Genomic DNA, 13463 nt, shown 5'->3' on the forward strand with positions numbered 1-13463 from the left:
CCGTTGTCTCGACGGCAGCGGCCGGCGAGGTCGCGGCCAGGCAGTCGCATGAAGGCCGAGGCGCAGTTGCGCCGGAAGCGCGCGCGACGGACGGTCGCAAGCGTCGACGCAAGCGGGGGCGTCTGCTTTCGCTCGCCATGGTCGTTGCGACGCTTGCCGCCGCGGTCGTGGCTGCCGTCTGGTGGGTCGAGACCAACAATCTGCTGCAGTCGCCGGCCGCGCGCGATACCAATGTCGCCAACCCGCCGGCAACAGTGGCATCGCAGGATTTCGACGGTGCCGCCGGTCTGCAGACCCTCGGTGCCCAGGAAGGCTTCACCGGCGACTGGGTCGAGGTGTATGCGCCCGGCAAGACAGGCGCGATCACGCCCGGCCCGCAGGCGACCGCCGAACAGGTCAACGACGATGGCGGACCGCGCGCCCTGCTGACATCTGGGAATGCCGATGCCGACGGTGACGTGACCATCGAGATCCCGGCCGCGATCCTGGCCGAGCTTTCAGGCAAGACGTCGACACTGGCGTTGACCGTCCAGGCCGCACCTGGCAAGTCGACCGAGTTTGCGGTGGAGTGCAACTTCTCTTCGCTGGGCGAGTGCGGTCGCCACCGTTTCACCCTGCATGACGAACGGGTCGACATGCTGTTCAAGGTCACCTTCGATCGCAGCCTTGCGCCGAGTGCTGCCGGGCAGATCGTCATCAACAGCGACATCAGCGGCGGCGGCAAGGGCATGAACCTTTACGCCATCCGCGTCCTGCCGGGTCAATAATCCCAACGCAGGTGGGTATAGACCGACGGGCGGCCGGCTGACGCTAAAGCGCGTCCCGATCTCAAGTGTTCTCTTGTTGCGCTTTACAGCGCCGCGCGTCTTTTCTTGCGCATGTCGTTGTCGCAAAATCGCTGCGCACTTTTGCGCGACAGGCCGCGGGCCTATTTCAGGAAGCCGGGGCCCGAGCCGATGATCTTGTCATCGACCTCGCCGATGGCGTCCTTGTCCTTGCCCTCATAATCGAGCTTGGAAAGCATGTGCCGAATGAGGTTGAGACGGGCGCGCCGCTTGTCGTTGCCACGCACCACGGTCCATGGCGCCTGGTCCGTATGGGTCTCTTTCAGCATCTGGTTGCGCTTATCGGTATAATCGTCCCATTTGTTGAGTGCGGCGATATCCATCGGCGACAGCTTCCAGATTTTCAGAGGATCATGGCAGCGGTCGTGAAAGCGCTTGAGCTGCATCTCGCGGCCGATGTTGATCCAGAATTTGAAGAACTGAATGTCTTCGTGCACGATCATCTTTTCAAAGCGCGGCACCTGCTTCAGGAATTGCTCGTGCTGCTCGGGCGTGCAGAAGCCCATGACCGGCTCGACGCCGGCGCGGTTGTACCAAGAGCGGTCGTAGAGAACGAGTTCGCCTGATGTCGGCATCGTCGCGATGTAGCGCTGGAAGTACCATTGCCCACGCTCGGTTTCTGTCGGCTTCGTCAGCGCGACGACGCGCGCCCAGCGGGGGTTCAGGTTGCCGCTGGTCGCATGGATCGCGCCGCCCTTGCCGGCCGCGTCGCGGCCCTCGAACAGGGCGATGATGCGCTTGCCGGTTGCCTGCTGCCAGAGTTGCAGCTTGACCAGTTCGATCTGCAGCTTTTCCAGCGTCTTCAGGTATTCATCGTCGTCGAGCTTCTTCTTGTAGGGGTAGTCGTCGGAGGAGAACGCGGCCTCGTCGATCCACTTCGGCAATTCGGGATTGTCGATGTCGAAGAGCCGCTTCTTGCCGCCGATATCGAGTTCTACCGCCCGGCTTTCGGTCTTCGTTGCTGCCTGCGTTGACGCCATTTGGTCTTCCTCCAGCCCGAGCGATTTCCTGTGAGGAGGCCACAATTGCATTGCGGATTCAAGCGCGTCGTGAAAATCATGTCATGAACGGTCGCTATCTCTCGACCATTTAGGGTCGGGAGGAAGACAAAGTGATTCATGAGGATATCGTGCTGGACGGTTCCAAGGCGTTCTGGCGGATGCTCGTGCCGCGACTGAAGGCAGAACGTTGGCTCCTCGGCCTGACGGCGCTGCTCGCCGCGCTTGCGACCGTCGCCGGCATTCATTTCCTCGTCGTGCTGCCGTTCTGGATCGTGCTTGCCGCAGCCCTGCTCAACCGCAGCGCGCCTTCGGTGCTACCGAAGGCCGCAAAAGCGGCAAAGGTGGCCGCGGTTGCGGGCGCGGCCAGCGACGCCCTGATCCCAGCCCTGAACGCGCTCGATATGCCGGTGCTGGTGGTGGCTGTCGATGAAACGGTCGTCTTCCAGAACATCGCTGCCGAAAAGGCTTTCGGCACCATCCCGCCCAACAGCTATCTTGCCGCCCGCGTTCGCTCGCCCGGCATTCTCGATATGGTCCGCGAGACGATCGCGACCGGCAAGATCAACCAGATCGAGCACACCGAGCGGCTGCCGTCCGATGCCGTCTATGTGGTCCGGGTGGCGCCAGCCGAAATCGGTGGCGATGGCCCATGGCGCCGGATCTTTCTCTTGACCTACCGCGATATTTCGCAGGCCCGCCGCATCGATCGCATGCGCTCTGACTTCGTCGCCAACGCCAGCCACGAGTTGCGCACGCCGCTGGCGTCGCTGCGCGGCTTCATCGAAACCATGCAAGGCCCGGCGCGCAACGACGCGAAGGCGCAGGAGAAGTTCTTCGGCATCATGCACGAGCAGGCGACGCGCATGAGCCGCCTCGTCGACGACCTCCTGTCGCTGTCGCGGCTGGAGCTGAAATCGCACATCGCGCCAGACGATACGATCGATCTGCGGCCGCTGCTCGGCCATGTCCGCGACAGTCTTGCTCCGCTTGCGGGCGATCTTGACGTGACGATCACGCTGACAATGCCCGAGACGCCTGTGGTCGTTCAGGGGGATCGCGACGAACTGATCGAGGTTTTCGAGAACCTGATCGAGAATGCCTGCAAATACGGCCAGGAAGGCAAGAGGGTCGATGTCGAGCTTTCCGGCGACGACGGCGGGCAGGCGGAGGTCGTGGTCAGAGACTACGGCCCCGGCATTCCGGCCGAGCATGTGCCGCGCATCACCGAGCGGTTCTATCGCGTCAATGTGGAGGCCAGCCGCTCGAAAAAGGGCACCGGTCTCGGCCTTGCGATCGTCAAGCACATCCTGACCCGCCACCGCGCGCGGCTCCTGATCCACTCGGAGTTGGGCAAGGGCACGGTGTTTACCGTGCGCTTTTGACATATTGGCGCGGGATAATGCCGCTGTGTTCATTTTTCATTATTATTTTCAATGACATGAGCTGTCATAAATGTTTCGCGAAACTGACATAAAAGGTGTGGCTATCGGCGGCTAGTTAGGGGCAGCCGATCAAACGGCGAAGAGCGCTGCAACGCTTGGCGCACTCAACACCAGCCCATTCCGGGAGAACTTTTATGAAAGCTCTTAAACTCACCGTAGCGGCGCTTGTCGCATCCGCCGCATTCGCCGGCGTGGCTGCCGCGCGCGATCAGGTTCAGGTCGCCGGCTCCTCGACCGTTCTTCCCTACGCAAAGATCGTCGCCGAGACGTTCGGCGAAACGTTCCCGGACTTCAAGACCCCGGTTGTCGAATCCGGCGGCTCCTCGGCCGGCCTGAAGGAATTCTGCAAGGGCGTTGGCCCTGATACCATCGACATCGCCAACTCCTCCCGCAAGATCAAGGACAGCGAAGTCGAGGCCTGCAAGGCCGCCGGCGTCACCGAGATCCAGGAAATCCAGATCGGTTATGACGGCATCGTCTTCGCAACCGACGCCGGCAACGCCGACCTCGCCCTGAAGCCCGTTGATCTCTACAAGGGTCTGGCTGCCGAAATCGTCGTCGACGGCAAGCTCGTTGCCAACCCTTACAAGAAGTGGTCTGAAGTCAACTCCGCTCTGCCGGACGCCGACATCGCCGCCTTCATCCCGGGCGAAAAGCACGGCACGCGCGAAGTCTTCGAAGAGAAGATCCTGGCCGCAGGTTGCAAGGAAGCTGGCGCCATTGACGTCATCAAGGCCGCCGTTGCCGATGAGAAGCAGCAGCACAGCAAGTGCGTCGCAGTCCGCAAGGACGGCATGGCTGTCGACATCGACGGCGACTACACCGAAACGCTGGCCCGTATCGCTGCCAACAAGAACGGCATCGGCGTATTCGGCCTGTCCTTCTACGAAAACAACGCCGACAAGCTGAAGGTCGCCACCGTCAACGGCATCGTTCCGTCGACCGAAACGATCGCTTCCGGCGAATACCCGGTTTCCCGCCCGCTGTACTTCTACGTCAAGAAGGCACATCTCGGCGTTATCGCGGGCCTCAAGGAATATGTTGAGTTCTTCCTCGACGATCAGATGATCGGCCCGGAAAGCCCGCTTGCAGAATACGGCCTCGTCGCTGCTCCGGACGCCGAGCGCGAAGAAGTTCGCAAGGCTTTCGCAGCCGGCAACATGCTCTGATACTGACAAGCCCCGGCGCGATGGTCTCGCGCCGGGGCATGCCTCCATCCGAACTGCCGGCAGCGCATTGAGCGTCACGCCGCGGAGACGTGCCGATGAGTACTTCATTTCTTCTTTTGCTCATTGTTGTAATTGGTTTTGTTTCTTATTTTGGGGGTCGTGCGCGCTCCTTCGCACAGGCTGGCGGCAAGCTCTCCAATCTGCATTCCTTACCCGGCTATCACGGCAGCTATGTCGCCATCTGGGCGATCCTTCCAGCGGCGCTCGTACTCGGCGCCTGGCTCGTCGCCGCGCCCATGTATATCGACTCCAGCACCCGGGCGACCTTGCCCGAGACGGTGCAGACGCAGGGCGGCGCCACGGTCGAGCTGGCGCTTGGCCAGGTCAAGTCGGTCGCCGGCGGCCTGAAGCGGTTGACGGCCGAAGAAGTTTCGGCGCTTGAAAGCGGTTCGGCCAATCTTCGCTCGACGCTTGCGGCCAAGGGCGTGGCTCTTGCCGGCGAGGGCGAACCCTACATGATCACCGCCGCCCAGCATTTCAACGCGATGAGCGCCACCAATCGCTGGCTGATGAGCGCCGTCGTCCTGCTGATCGCGATTGCCGGCGGCTTTTATGCCATCCGCAACATCGCCACCCGCTTCCGCGCCCGCAACCAGGTCGAGCGCGTCATGCTCGGCGCGCTGATCGTAGCGTCCTCGATCGCCATCCTGACGACGGTCGGCATCATCGCCTCTATGCTGTCGGAAGCCGGCCGCTTCTTCACGATGGTTTCACCCTTCGAGTTCTTCTTCGGCACGGTCTGGGACCCCCGGTTTGCTGCCGCCGGAAGCGGTGGCTCCTCCGGCCAGTTCGGCCTGATCCCGCTTCTCGCCGGTACGCTCTACATCGCCTTCGTCGCCATGCTGTTTGCGGTGCCGATCGGCCTGTTTGCCGCCATCTACATGGCGGAATATGCCAGCCCACGACTGCGTTCGACGGCAAAGCCCCTGCTCGAAGTGCTCGCCGGCATCCCGACCATCGTCTACGGTTTCTTCGCACTTGTGACCGTCGGCCCATTCCTGCGCGATATCTCTGCCCAACTGAACGGTCTCGTCACCGGCAATTATCAGAACTTCATCCAGGCACAGAGCGTCGTGACCGCCGGCATCGTCATGGGCATCATGCTGATCCCGTTCGTGTCCTCGCTTTCCGATGACATCATTACCCAGGTACCGCGGGCCCTGCGCGACGGTTCGCTCGGCCTTGGTGCCACCCGCTCCGAGACAGTCAAGAAGGTCATCCTTCCCGCAGCACTTCCGGGCATTGTCGGCGCTCTGCTTTTGACCGCCTCGCGTGCCGTCGGCGAGACGATGATCGTGGTGCTTGCCGCCGGTGTCGCGGCCCGCATGCAAATCAATCCTTTCGAGCCGATGACCACGGTGACGGTGAAGATCGTCAACCAGCTGACGGGTGACCTTGAGTTCACCTCGCCGCAGACGCTGGTTGCCTTCGCACTCGGCATCACGCTCTTCGTTATCACGCTCGGCCTCAACATTTACGCGCTCTACATCGTGCGCAAATATCGGGAACAGTACGAATGACCGACATCGCTTCCCCGGCCGTCCGGATCTCCGTCCGCCCCGCATCCGCCAAGCGTGATATCGGCATCAAGCGTCGCTACGCGGCCGAGCGTCGGTTCCGTGCCTATGGCATCAGCGCCATCAGTCTTGGCCTGTTCTTCCTCGCTCTGCTGCTGTGGACGGTGATCTCCAACGGCTACACCGCGTTCCAGCAGACGACGATCACGCTGCCGATCGAATTCACCGAAAAGGTCATCGATCCCAAGGGTGAGCGCGCGACCGACGGCAAGGTGCTGGTGGCGGCCAACTATCCGCTGCTGGTCCGCGATGCGCTGATCAAGCAGCTCGGCATCGATCCGAGCAATCGTCCGCTGGTCAAGCGGGCCACCGACATGGTGTCTGCAAGCTCCCGCACGCTGTTGCGCGACATCGTCGTCGCCGACCCGTCGGTTATCGGCAAGACCATACCGGTGACACTGCTCGCCGAAGCCAATGTCGACTCCGCCTTCAAGGGGCAGATCGACCTGAAGGTCGATGAGAGCAAGCGCAAGGTCAAGGACCAGCAGGTCACCTGGATGAACGAGCTTGCAAGCGCCGGCGTCCTGAAGAAGAGCTTCAACACCGGCATCTTCACCTTCGGTGCCTCGAGCCGTCCGGAAGCGGCAGGCGTCGGCGTTGCCGCCCTCGGTTCGCTGTTCATGATGCTGATCGTGCTCGTGCTGTCGCTGCCGATCGGCGTTGCCGCCTCGATCTATCTCGAAGAGTTTGCGCCGAAGAACCGGCTGACCGATCTCATCGAGGTCAACATCAACAATCTCGCCGCCGTTCCGTCGATCGTCTACGGTCTCTTGGGGTTGGCCGTATTCATCAACTTCGCCGGCATGCCGCGCTCGGCCGCCCTCGTCGGCGGCCTGGTGCTGACGCTGATGACCCTGCCGACGATCATCATCGCCACCCGTGCAGCGTTGAAGGCGGTCCCGCCGTCGATCCGCTCGGCAGCGCTCGGTCTCGGTGCGTCGAAGATGCAGACCATCTTCCACCACGTCCTGCCGCTGGCGATGCCGGGCATCCTGACCGGCACGATCATCGGTCTCGCCCATGCACTTGGCGAAACCGCGCCGCTGCTGTTGATCGGCATGGTCGCCTTCGTCGTCGATTATCCCGGCTCGCCGATGGAGCCGTCGACCGCGCTGCCGGTGCAGATCTACATGTGGGCCAACGAGGCGGAACGCGCCTTCGTCGAGCGCACATCCGGCGCGATCATCATTCTTCTCATCTTCCTCGTCGTCATGAACCTTGGCGCCATTCTGTTGCGACGTCGCTTTGAGCGCCGTTGGTAGTGAGGTAATTACTATGAACATCATGTCAGAAGCAGCAGTCGAAAAAGCCTTGGATCAGAAAATGAACACCGTGCCCTACAAGATGATCGGCAAGGATGTGTCGGTCTACTACGGCGAGAAGCGTGCGCTTTTCGACGTCAATCTCAATATCCGCGAGAACACGGTGACAGCGCTGATCGGCCCTTCGGGCTGCGGCAAGTCGACCTTCCTGCGCACGCTGAACCGCATGAACGACACCATCGAGAACTGCCGCGTCACCGGCAAGATCACGCTCGATGAAGACGACATCTACGACCCGACGATCGACGTCGTGGAACTGCGAGCCCGCGTCGGCATGGTGTTCCAGAAGCCGAACCCGTTCCCGAAGTCGATCTACGACAACGTCGCCTACGGCCCGCGCATCCACGGGCTTGCCCGCACCAAGTCTGAGTTCGACGAAGTCGTCGAGACCAGCCTGCAGAAGGCTGGTTTGTGGAACGAGGTGAAGGATCGCCTGCAGGAGCCGGGCACCGGTCTTTCGGGCGGCCAGCAGCAGCGTCTGTGCATCGCGCGCGCCGTTGCCGTCAGCCCTGAAGTGATCCTGATGGACGAGCCCTGTTCGGCGCTCGATCCGATCGCGACGGCCAAGGTCGAGGAACTGATCCACGAGCTGCGTACCAACTTCACGATCGTCATCGTCACCCACTCGATGCAGCAGGCGGCGCGTGTTTCGCAGCGCACTGCCATGTTCCACCTCGGCAATCTTGTCGAGGAGAACGACACCGACAAGATGTTCACCAATCCGGATGACCAGCGTACCCAGGACTACATCATGGGCCGGTTCGGTTGATGGCCGAAGCTCCTCTTCACCCCGTTTCCTGAACGCGCCCGCAAGGATCGAAGACTATGTCCATGCACATAATGTCCGCCTACGACGAAGAACTGAAATATCTCACGCGCCGCATCTCCGAGATGGGCGGGCTTGCCGAGCAGATGGTGGGCGAATCCGTTCGTGCGCTTGTCAATTCTGACCTCGCCTTGGCGCAGAAGGTGATCTCCGACGACACCATCCTCGATGAAGCCGAACGCCAGATCGGCGAAAAGGCAATCGTCACCATCGCCAAGCGCCAGCCCGTTGCTGCCGACCTGCGCGAGATCATGGGATCGATCCGCATCGCGTCCGATCTGGAGCGCGTCGGCGACCTCGGCAAGAACAACGCCAAGCGTGTCATCGCGGTTGCCGGCTCCGGCATCCCGCGCAAGCTGGCGCGCGGTCTCGAACACCTGGCAGAGCTTGCGCTGGTGCAGCTCAAGGAAGTCCTCGACGTCTACGCTTCCCGCTCGCCGGAGAAGGCCAACAGCATCCGCGAGCGCGACGAGGAGATCGACGCGATCTACACCTCGCTGTTCCGCGAGCTGCTCACCTACATGATGGAAGATCCGCGCAACATCACGCCCTGCACGCATCTTCTCTTCTGTGCCAAGAACATCGAGCGTATCGGCGACCACGCCACCAATATCGCCGAGACGATCTACTACATGGCGACGGGCGCGCAGCCGGAAGGCGAGCGTCCGAAGGACGACAATACGTCGACGCTGGGTGCCGTGAAGGACTAACGCATGTCGCGCAAAAGTGCGCAGCGGTTTTGCGATAACGACATGTGCAAAAACAAGAACTTAAAGCACAACAAGCGCATCTTAGAGATCGCGACGCGCTTTAAGACCCGGATACGTTCGAGTGCCTGCTTATGAACCTGCTCCGGTCGCAGCCCTGGTTGCGGCCCTGCTCTACTGCGTCTGAAGCTATACGTTTTCGCGCGTGCCTATGAAAACGCGCGGAGTGCTCCAGATTCTATATGTTCGAGCATCTCTTTGCGTTCGATCGAACGCGAGACGCTCTGGGTAAGGAGACGTTGCCTGATGTTGCCGAAAATCGCCGTTGTCGAAGACGAAGAGGCGCTGAGTGTCCTGCTGCGTTATAACCTCGAAGCCGAAGGGTTCGATGTTGATACGATCCTGCGCGGAGACGAGGCGGAGATCCGCCTACAGGAGCGCCTCCCGGATCTCCTGATCCTCGACTGGATGCTGCCGGGCGTTTCCGGCATCGAGCTTTGCCGCCGGCTGCGCCAACGTCCGGAAACCGAGCGCCTGCCGATCATCATGCTGACGGCGCGCGGCGAGGAGAGCGAGCGGGTTCGTGGCCTTGCCACCGGCGCCGACGATTATGTCGTCAAGCCGTTCTCGACCCCGGAGCTGATGGCCCGTGTCAAGGCGATGCTGCGGCGCGCCAAGCCCGAGGTCCTCTCGACGCTGCTTCGCTGCGGCGACATCGAGCTCGATCGCGAGACCCATCGCGTGCATCGCCGCACCCGCGAGGTCCGCCTTGGTCCGACGGAATTCCGCCTGCTCGAATTCCTGATGTCGTCGCCGGGCCGGGTGTTCTCGCGCTCGCAACTCCTTGATGGCGTCTGGGGCCACGATATCTATGTCGACGAGCGCACCGTCGACGTGCATGTCGGTCGCTTGCGCAAGGCACTGAATTTCTCGAGCATGCCTGATGTCATCCGCACCGTTCGCGGTGCCGGCTACTCGCTCGAAAGCTGAGCCAGCCGGCCACTGCAGCGCCGCGCATCTTAATGGACGCGCAAAGGTCGCTGTTGCATCTTGAATTGCGGCATGTTTCCTTGAAGCGAATACGAACCAGGGAAACATGCAGCAGCCAATAAAAAAGGGGCCGTGCGGCCCCTTTTCTGCATGTGGTTTTCGGTCGTCTCAGCGAGCGCGACGGCGCTCGGAGGTCGGCTGATAGGCAAGCCGCGCATGGAATGTGCAATAGGGCGAAGCTTCCGGGGAATCGTTGCCGCAGAAGTGGAATTCTTCCTTGAGCGGGTCGCCGATCGGCCATTTGCAGGTGCGCTCGGTCAACTGCGTCAGCTCCAGGCGGCGCGACATTGGCACGACCACATCCGTCTGGATGCGGAAATCCTGTTCGGCGACGAGATCGACTTCGACCTCTTCCTTGAGCACGGTCGCGCCGGCCGCACGGGTAACCGTCCGTGTCGTGACGCGCGAAGCGTAGTTCGGAGCGCGCGGCGCCGAAGTCGGGCGCTGCTTCGGCCGGGTCGCGGCGGTGGTTCCGCCAGCCTTGGCCCTGCCGGGCAGGCTCAGCCGGTGAACCTTGCCGATGACCGCATTGCGGCTGACGCCGCCGAGCTGTGCCGCGATCTGGCTCGCGCTCAGGCCCTCGGACCAAAGCTTCTTCAGTTTTTCCACCCGCTCGTCAGTCCAGTTCATTTCTGCACTCTCCGTTCTCAGCGTTGGCGATGACAGAATCTCTCACCACGCTCCGGACAGGCTCCGGAGCTGCAACGCGATAACACTTTTGGTGACTAGGCCCGCCGCATGCGTCTAGTAATTGAACATTAACCTACTGACCGGCGGACTCCGTGGCAAGAGTCCCGCGAATCGCGCCGAATCGATTTCTTGGTTTTCCCCAACTTGCTCGGTGGGCGTTGCATTTTTGCAAGCCCCGTCGCGTGATTTTTTCGTCGCATGGATCAGACCCGTCCGACCGCACTGCAAAGCTTGGTTTTGTTGACATTGCGCTGCGAAATAGGAATAGTGCCTGCGCCGCCGCAAGGCGGCATTTTTAATTTTTTGCCGCGCTCAACAGGGGCTCGGATCGATGCCGATAGCAATGAAGGAGAGGCTCGCCATGACTGCAACCACGCCGCTTTACGACACCTACATGCGTGCGCCGTTGCGTTTCGAGCGAGGAGAGGGCGTCTGGTTGATCGCCGAAGACGGCTCGCGCTATCTCGACTTCGCCGCCGGCGTCGCCGTCAACTCGCTTGGCCATGCGCATCCGCATCTGGTCGAGGCGTTGAAGGCGCAGGCCGAGAAGGTCTGGCACCTGTCCAACCTTTATGAGGTCCCCGGCCAGGAGAGCCTTGCACGCCGGCTGACGGCCGTCACCTTCGCCGATCGTGTCTTCTTCACCAACTCGGGTGCCGAGGCGCTCGAATGCGCGATCAAGACTGCGCGTCGCTACCACTATGCCAAGGGCAATCCGGAGAAGTTCCACATCATCACCTTCGAGGGTGCCTTCCACGGACGCACGATCGCGACCATCGCGGCGGGTGGTCAGCAGAAGTACATCGAGGGCTTTGGCCCGAAGGCCCCGGGTTTCTATCAGGTTCCCTTCGGCGATATCACGGCGCTCAAGGATGCGATCACCGACGAGACGGCGGCGATCCTGATCGAGCCGATCCAGGGCGAGGGCGGCATCCGCCCGGTCACCAAGGAATTCATGCAGGAGCTGCGCGCGCTTTGCGACGAGTTCGGTCTGCTGCTGATCCTCGACGAGGTCCAGTCCGGCGTCGGCCGCACCGGCAAGCTTTTCGCCTATGAATGGGCTGGCATCCGTCCGGATATCATGGCTGTCGCCAAGGGCATCGGCGGCGGCTTCCCGCTCGGTGCCTGCCTTGCGACCGAAGAGGCGGCTGCCGGCATGGTCGCCGGTACGCACGGTTCGACCTATGGCGGCAACCCGCTTGCCATGGCTGTCGGCAACGCCGTGCTCGACGTCATCCTGGCCGACGGTTTCCTGGAGCATGTCCGCGACGTGGCCCTGGTCTTCCGCCAGGGCCTCGCGTCGTTGAAGGACCGTTTCCCCGATGTGATCGAGGATATCCGCGGCGACGGCCTGATGCTCGGCATCAAGGCGAAAGGCCCTTCGGCCGATCTCCTGAAGGCGATCCGCGCGGAGAAGCTGCTGGCTGTTCCGGCCGGCGAAAACGTCCTGCGCCTGTTGCCGCCGCTGACGGTGACCGCCGCGGAAGCGCGCGAAGGCCTGGCGCGGATCGAGCGCGCGGCCGAAGCCGTGAGAAGCAGCAGCGGTACCGCCGCAGCCTAATTTGTGAACCCGGAGATCGGCAGCGATTTTCCCAAGGGTCCATGCGCGAGCCCAAGGTGTCGAGCGTTCTTTTGGCTCTTCGACACCGGTCGCGCTCCACGGGCCATTCTGAGACAGGAATTGACTACGATGGCAGGCACAAGACATTTCATCGATCTTTCGGCCATGACGGCAGCCGATCTGCGCACGATCATCGATGACGCACGCGTGCGAAAGACGGCGACGAAGGCCGGAACCGCCGAAAAGCCGCTCGCCGGCAAGATGTTGGCGATGATCTTCGAAAAGCCTTCGACCCGCACGCGCGTCTCCTTTGACGTCGGCATGCGCCAGCTCGGCGGCGAAACCCTGTTTCTCTCGGGCACCGAAATGCAGCTCGGCCGCGCCGAGACCATCGGCGACACTGCCAAGGTGCTGTCACGCTACGTCGATGCGATCATGATCCGCACCACCGATCATCGCCGTCTTCTCGAGCTTGCCGAGCACGCCACGGTGCCCGTCATCAACGGCCTGACCGACGACACCCATCCCTGCCAGATCATGGCCGATATCATGACCTTCGAGGAGCATCGCGGCCCGGTGAAGGGCAAGACCATCGCCTGGACCGGCGACGGAAACAACGTGCTTCACTCGCTGATCGAGGGCTCGGCCCGTTTCGGCTACCGCATGAACATGGCGGTGCCGCTCGGTTCCGAGCCGCACGACAAGATCCTCAACTGGGCGCGCAACAATGGCGGCGAGATCCTGCTTTGCCATGAGGCCGAGCAGGCCGTTGCCGGCGCGCATTGCGTCGTTACCGACACCTGGATTTCCATGAACCAGGAGCATCGCGCTCGCGGCCACAACGTCTTCCAGCCCTTCCAGGTCAACGACGCGCTGATGAGGCACGCCTCGCCGGACGCACTGTTCATGCACTGCCTGCCGGCGCATCGCGGCGAGGAAGTGACCGACGAGGTCATCGACGGGCCGCAGTCGGTGGTATTCGACGAGGCGGAAAACAGGCTGCACGCACAGAAGTCGATCATCGCCTGGTGCATGGGGCTCGTCTGATCGGCGCGTCTGCCTATTGAAATTTCCCGCATGCGACACGATTTAGGCCGAATGCGGGACGTTCCGGGGTGGAAACAACGGACGTTACCTGACGACAGGCAGCGCATGATCGGCCGGCAAAACGGCACATGCCTGCTAGACAAATCCGTTTATGGCGGGATCGAAT

General features: G+C 62.0%; 11 protein-coding genes and 1 pseudogene. 10 read left to right on the forward strand and 2 right to left on the reverse strand.

What is annotated here, in order from left to right:
* Nucleotides 1–767: pseudogene (locus BKP54_RS35875) on the forward strand (biotin transporter BioY); the annotation flags it as partial.
* Between the two features lie 161 nt (nt 768–928).
* Here the strand turns inward: BKP54_RS35875 and ppk2 are convergent.
* Entirely contained in the window at nt 929–1825 is an 897-nt protein-coding gene (gene ppk2, locus BKP54_RS19910; RefSeq protein WP_025425793.1) for a polyphosphate kinase 2, read from the reverse strand.
* Nucleotides 1826–1956: 131 nt separating this feature from the next.
* On the opposite strand from ppk2, the gene phoR reads away from it, so the two are divergent.
* The 7 genes from phoR (at nt 1957) to phoB (ending at nt 9939) form a co-directional block, all read left to right on the forward strand.
* On the forward strand, nt 1957–3228 hold the full coding sequence (gene phoR / locus BKP54_RS19915) for a phosphate regulon sensor histidine kinase PhoR (protein WP_025425794.1): 1272 nt from the start codon (nt 1957–1959) through the stop codon (nt 3226–3228).
* A 194-nt stretch (nt 3229–3422) separates the two neighbouring features.
* Nucleotides 3423–4457 (forward strand): substrate-binding domain-containing protein, encoded by a 1035-nt coding sequence (locus BKP54_RS19920; RefSeq protein ID WP_025425795.1) that lies wholly within the window; start codon nt 3423–3425, stop codon nt 4455–4457.
* A 95-nt stretch (nt 4458–4552) separates the two neighbouring features.
* Entirely contained in the window at nt 4553–6037 is a 1485-nt protein-coding gene (gene pstC, locus BKP54_RS19925; RefSeq protein ID WP_057204270.1) for a phosphate ABC transporter permease subunit PstC, read from the forward strand.
* Nucleotides 6034–7356 (forward strand): phosphate ABC transporter permease PstA, encoded by a 1323-nt coding sequence (pstA, locus tag BKP54_RS19930; RefSeq protein WP_025425797.1) that lies wholly within the window; start codon nt 6034–6036, stop codon nt 7354–7356. Before pstC ends, pstA begins: the two co-directional genes overlap by 4 nt.
* 13 nt (nt 7357–7369) lie before the next feature.
* On the forward strand, nt 7370–8185 hold the full coding sequence (gene pstB / locus BKP54_RS19935) for a phosphate ABC transporter ATP-binding protein PstB (RefSeq protein WP_025425798.1): 816 nt from the start codon (nt 7370–7372) through the stop codon (nt 8183–8185).
* 56 nt (nt 8186–8241) lie between these two features.
* Entirely contained in the window at nt 8242–8952 is a 711-nt protein-coding gene (gene phoU, locus BKP54_RS19940) for a phosphate signaling complex protein PhoU (protein WP_025425799.1), read from the forward strand.
* Nucleotides 8953–9255: 303 nt separating this feature from the next.
* Nucleotides 9256–9939, forward strand: coding sequence for a phosphate regulon transcriptional regulator PhoB (gene phoB / locus BKP54_RS19945; protein ID WP_025425800.1), 684 nt, complete (start codon nt 9256–9258; stop codon nt 9937–9939).
* A gap of 168 nt (nt 9940–10107) precedes the next feature.
* Here phoB and BKP54_RS19950 read toward each other — a convergent pair whose 3' ends face one another.
* Complete coding sequence (locus BKP54_RS19950) at nt 10108–10629, reverse strand: GcrA family cell cycle regulator (protein ID WP_025425801.1); 522 nt, start codon at nt 10627–10629, stop codon at nt 10108–10110.
* A gap of 421 nt (nt 10630–11050) precedes the next feature.
* Between BKP54_RS19950 and BKP54_RS19955 the strand changes: the two genes are divergently transcribed.
* Nucleotides 11051–12250, forward strand: coding sequence for an aspartate aminotransferase family protein (locus tag BKP54_RS19955; protein ID WP_025425802.1), 1200 nt, complete (start codon nt 11051–11053; stop codon nt 12248–12250).
* A gap of 129 nt (nt 12251–12379) precedes the next feature.
* Complete coding sequence (gene argF, locus BKP54_RS19960) at nt 12380–13297, forward strand: ornithine carbamoyltransferase (protein ID WP_025425803.1); 918 nt, start codon at nt 12380–12382, stop codon at nt 13295–13297.
* Nucleotides 13298–13463: the final 166 nt, after the last annotated feature.

This window comes from Ensifer sp. 1H6, from assembly GCF_001976035.1.
Classification (GTDB): Bacteria; Pseudomonadota; Alphaproteobacteria; order Rhizobiales; family Rhizobiaceae; genus Ensifer; species Ensifer canadensis.

What these genes read in the sequence shown, in the direction of transcription:
- phoU (WP_025425799.1), top strand. Translation starts at nt 8,242, where the DNA reads ATGTCCATGCACATAATGTCCGCCTACGACGAAGAACTGAAATATCTC.
- BKP54_RS19955 (WP_025425802.1), top strand. Translation starts at nt 11,051, where the DNA reads ATGACTGCAACCACGCCGCTTTACGACACCTACATGCGTGCGCCGTTG.
- pstA (WP_025425797.1), top strand. Translation starts at nt 6,034, where the DNA reads ATGACCGACATCGCTTCCCCGGCCGTCCGGATCTCCGTCCGCCCCGCA.
- pstC (WP_057204270.1), top strand. Translation starts at nt 4,553, where the DNA reads ATGAGTACTTCATTTCTTCTTTTGCTCATTGTTGTAATTGGTTTTGTT.
- phoB (WP_025425800.1), top strand. Translation starts at nt 9,256, where the DNA reads ATGTTGCCGAAAATCGCCGTTGTCGAAGACGAAGAGGCGCTGAGTGTC.
- argF (WP_025425803.1), top strand. Translation starts at nt 12,380, where the DNA reads ATGGCAGGCACAAGACATTTCATCGATCTTTCGGCCATGACGGCAGCC.
- BKP54_RS19920 (WP_025425795.1), top strand. Translation starts at nt 3,423, where the DNA reads ATGAAAGCTCTTAAACTCACCGTAGCGGCGCTTGTCGCATCCGCCGCA.
- pstB (WP_025425798.1), top strand. Translation starts at nt 7,370, where the DNA reads ATGAACATCATGTCAGAAGCAGCAGTCGAAAAAGCCTTGGATCAGAAA.
- ppk2 (WP_025425793.1), bottom strand. Translation starts at nt 1,825, where the DNA reads ATGGCGTCAACGCAGGCAGCAACGAAGACCGAAAGCCGGGCGGTAGAA.
- BKP54_RS19950 (WP_025425801.1), bottom strand. Translation starts at nt 10,629, where the DNA reads ATGAACTGGACTGACGAGCGGGTGGAAAAACTGAAGAAGCTTTGGTCC.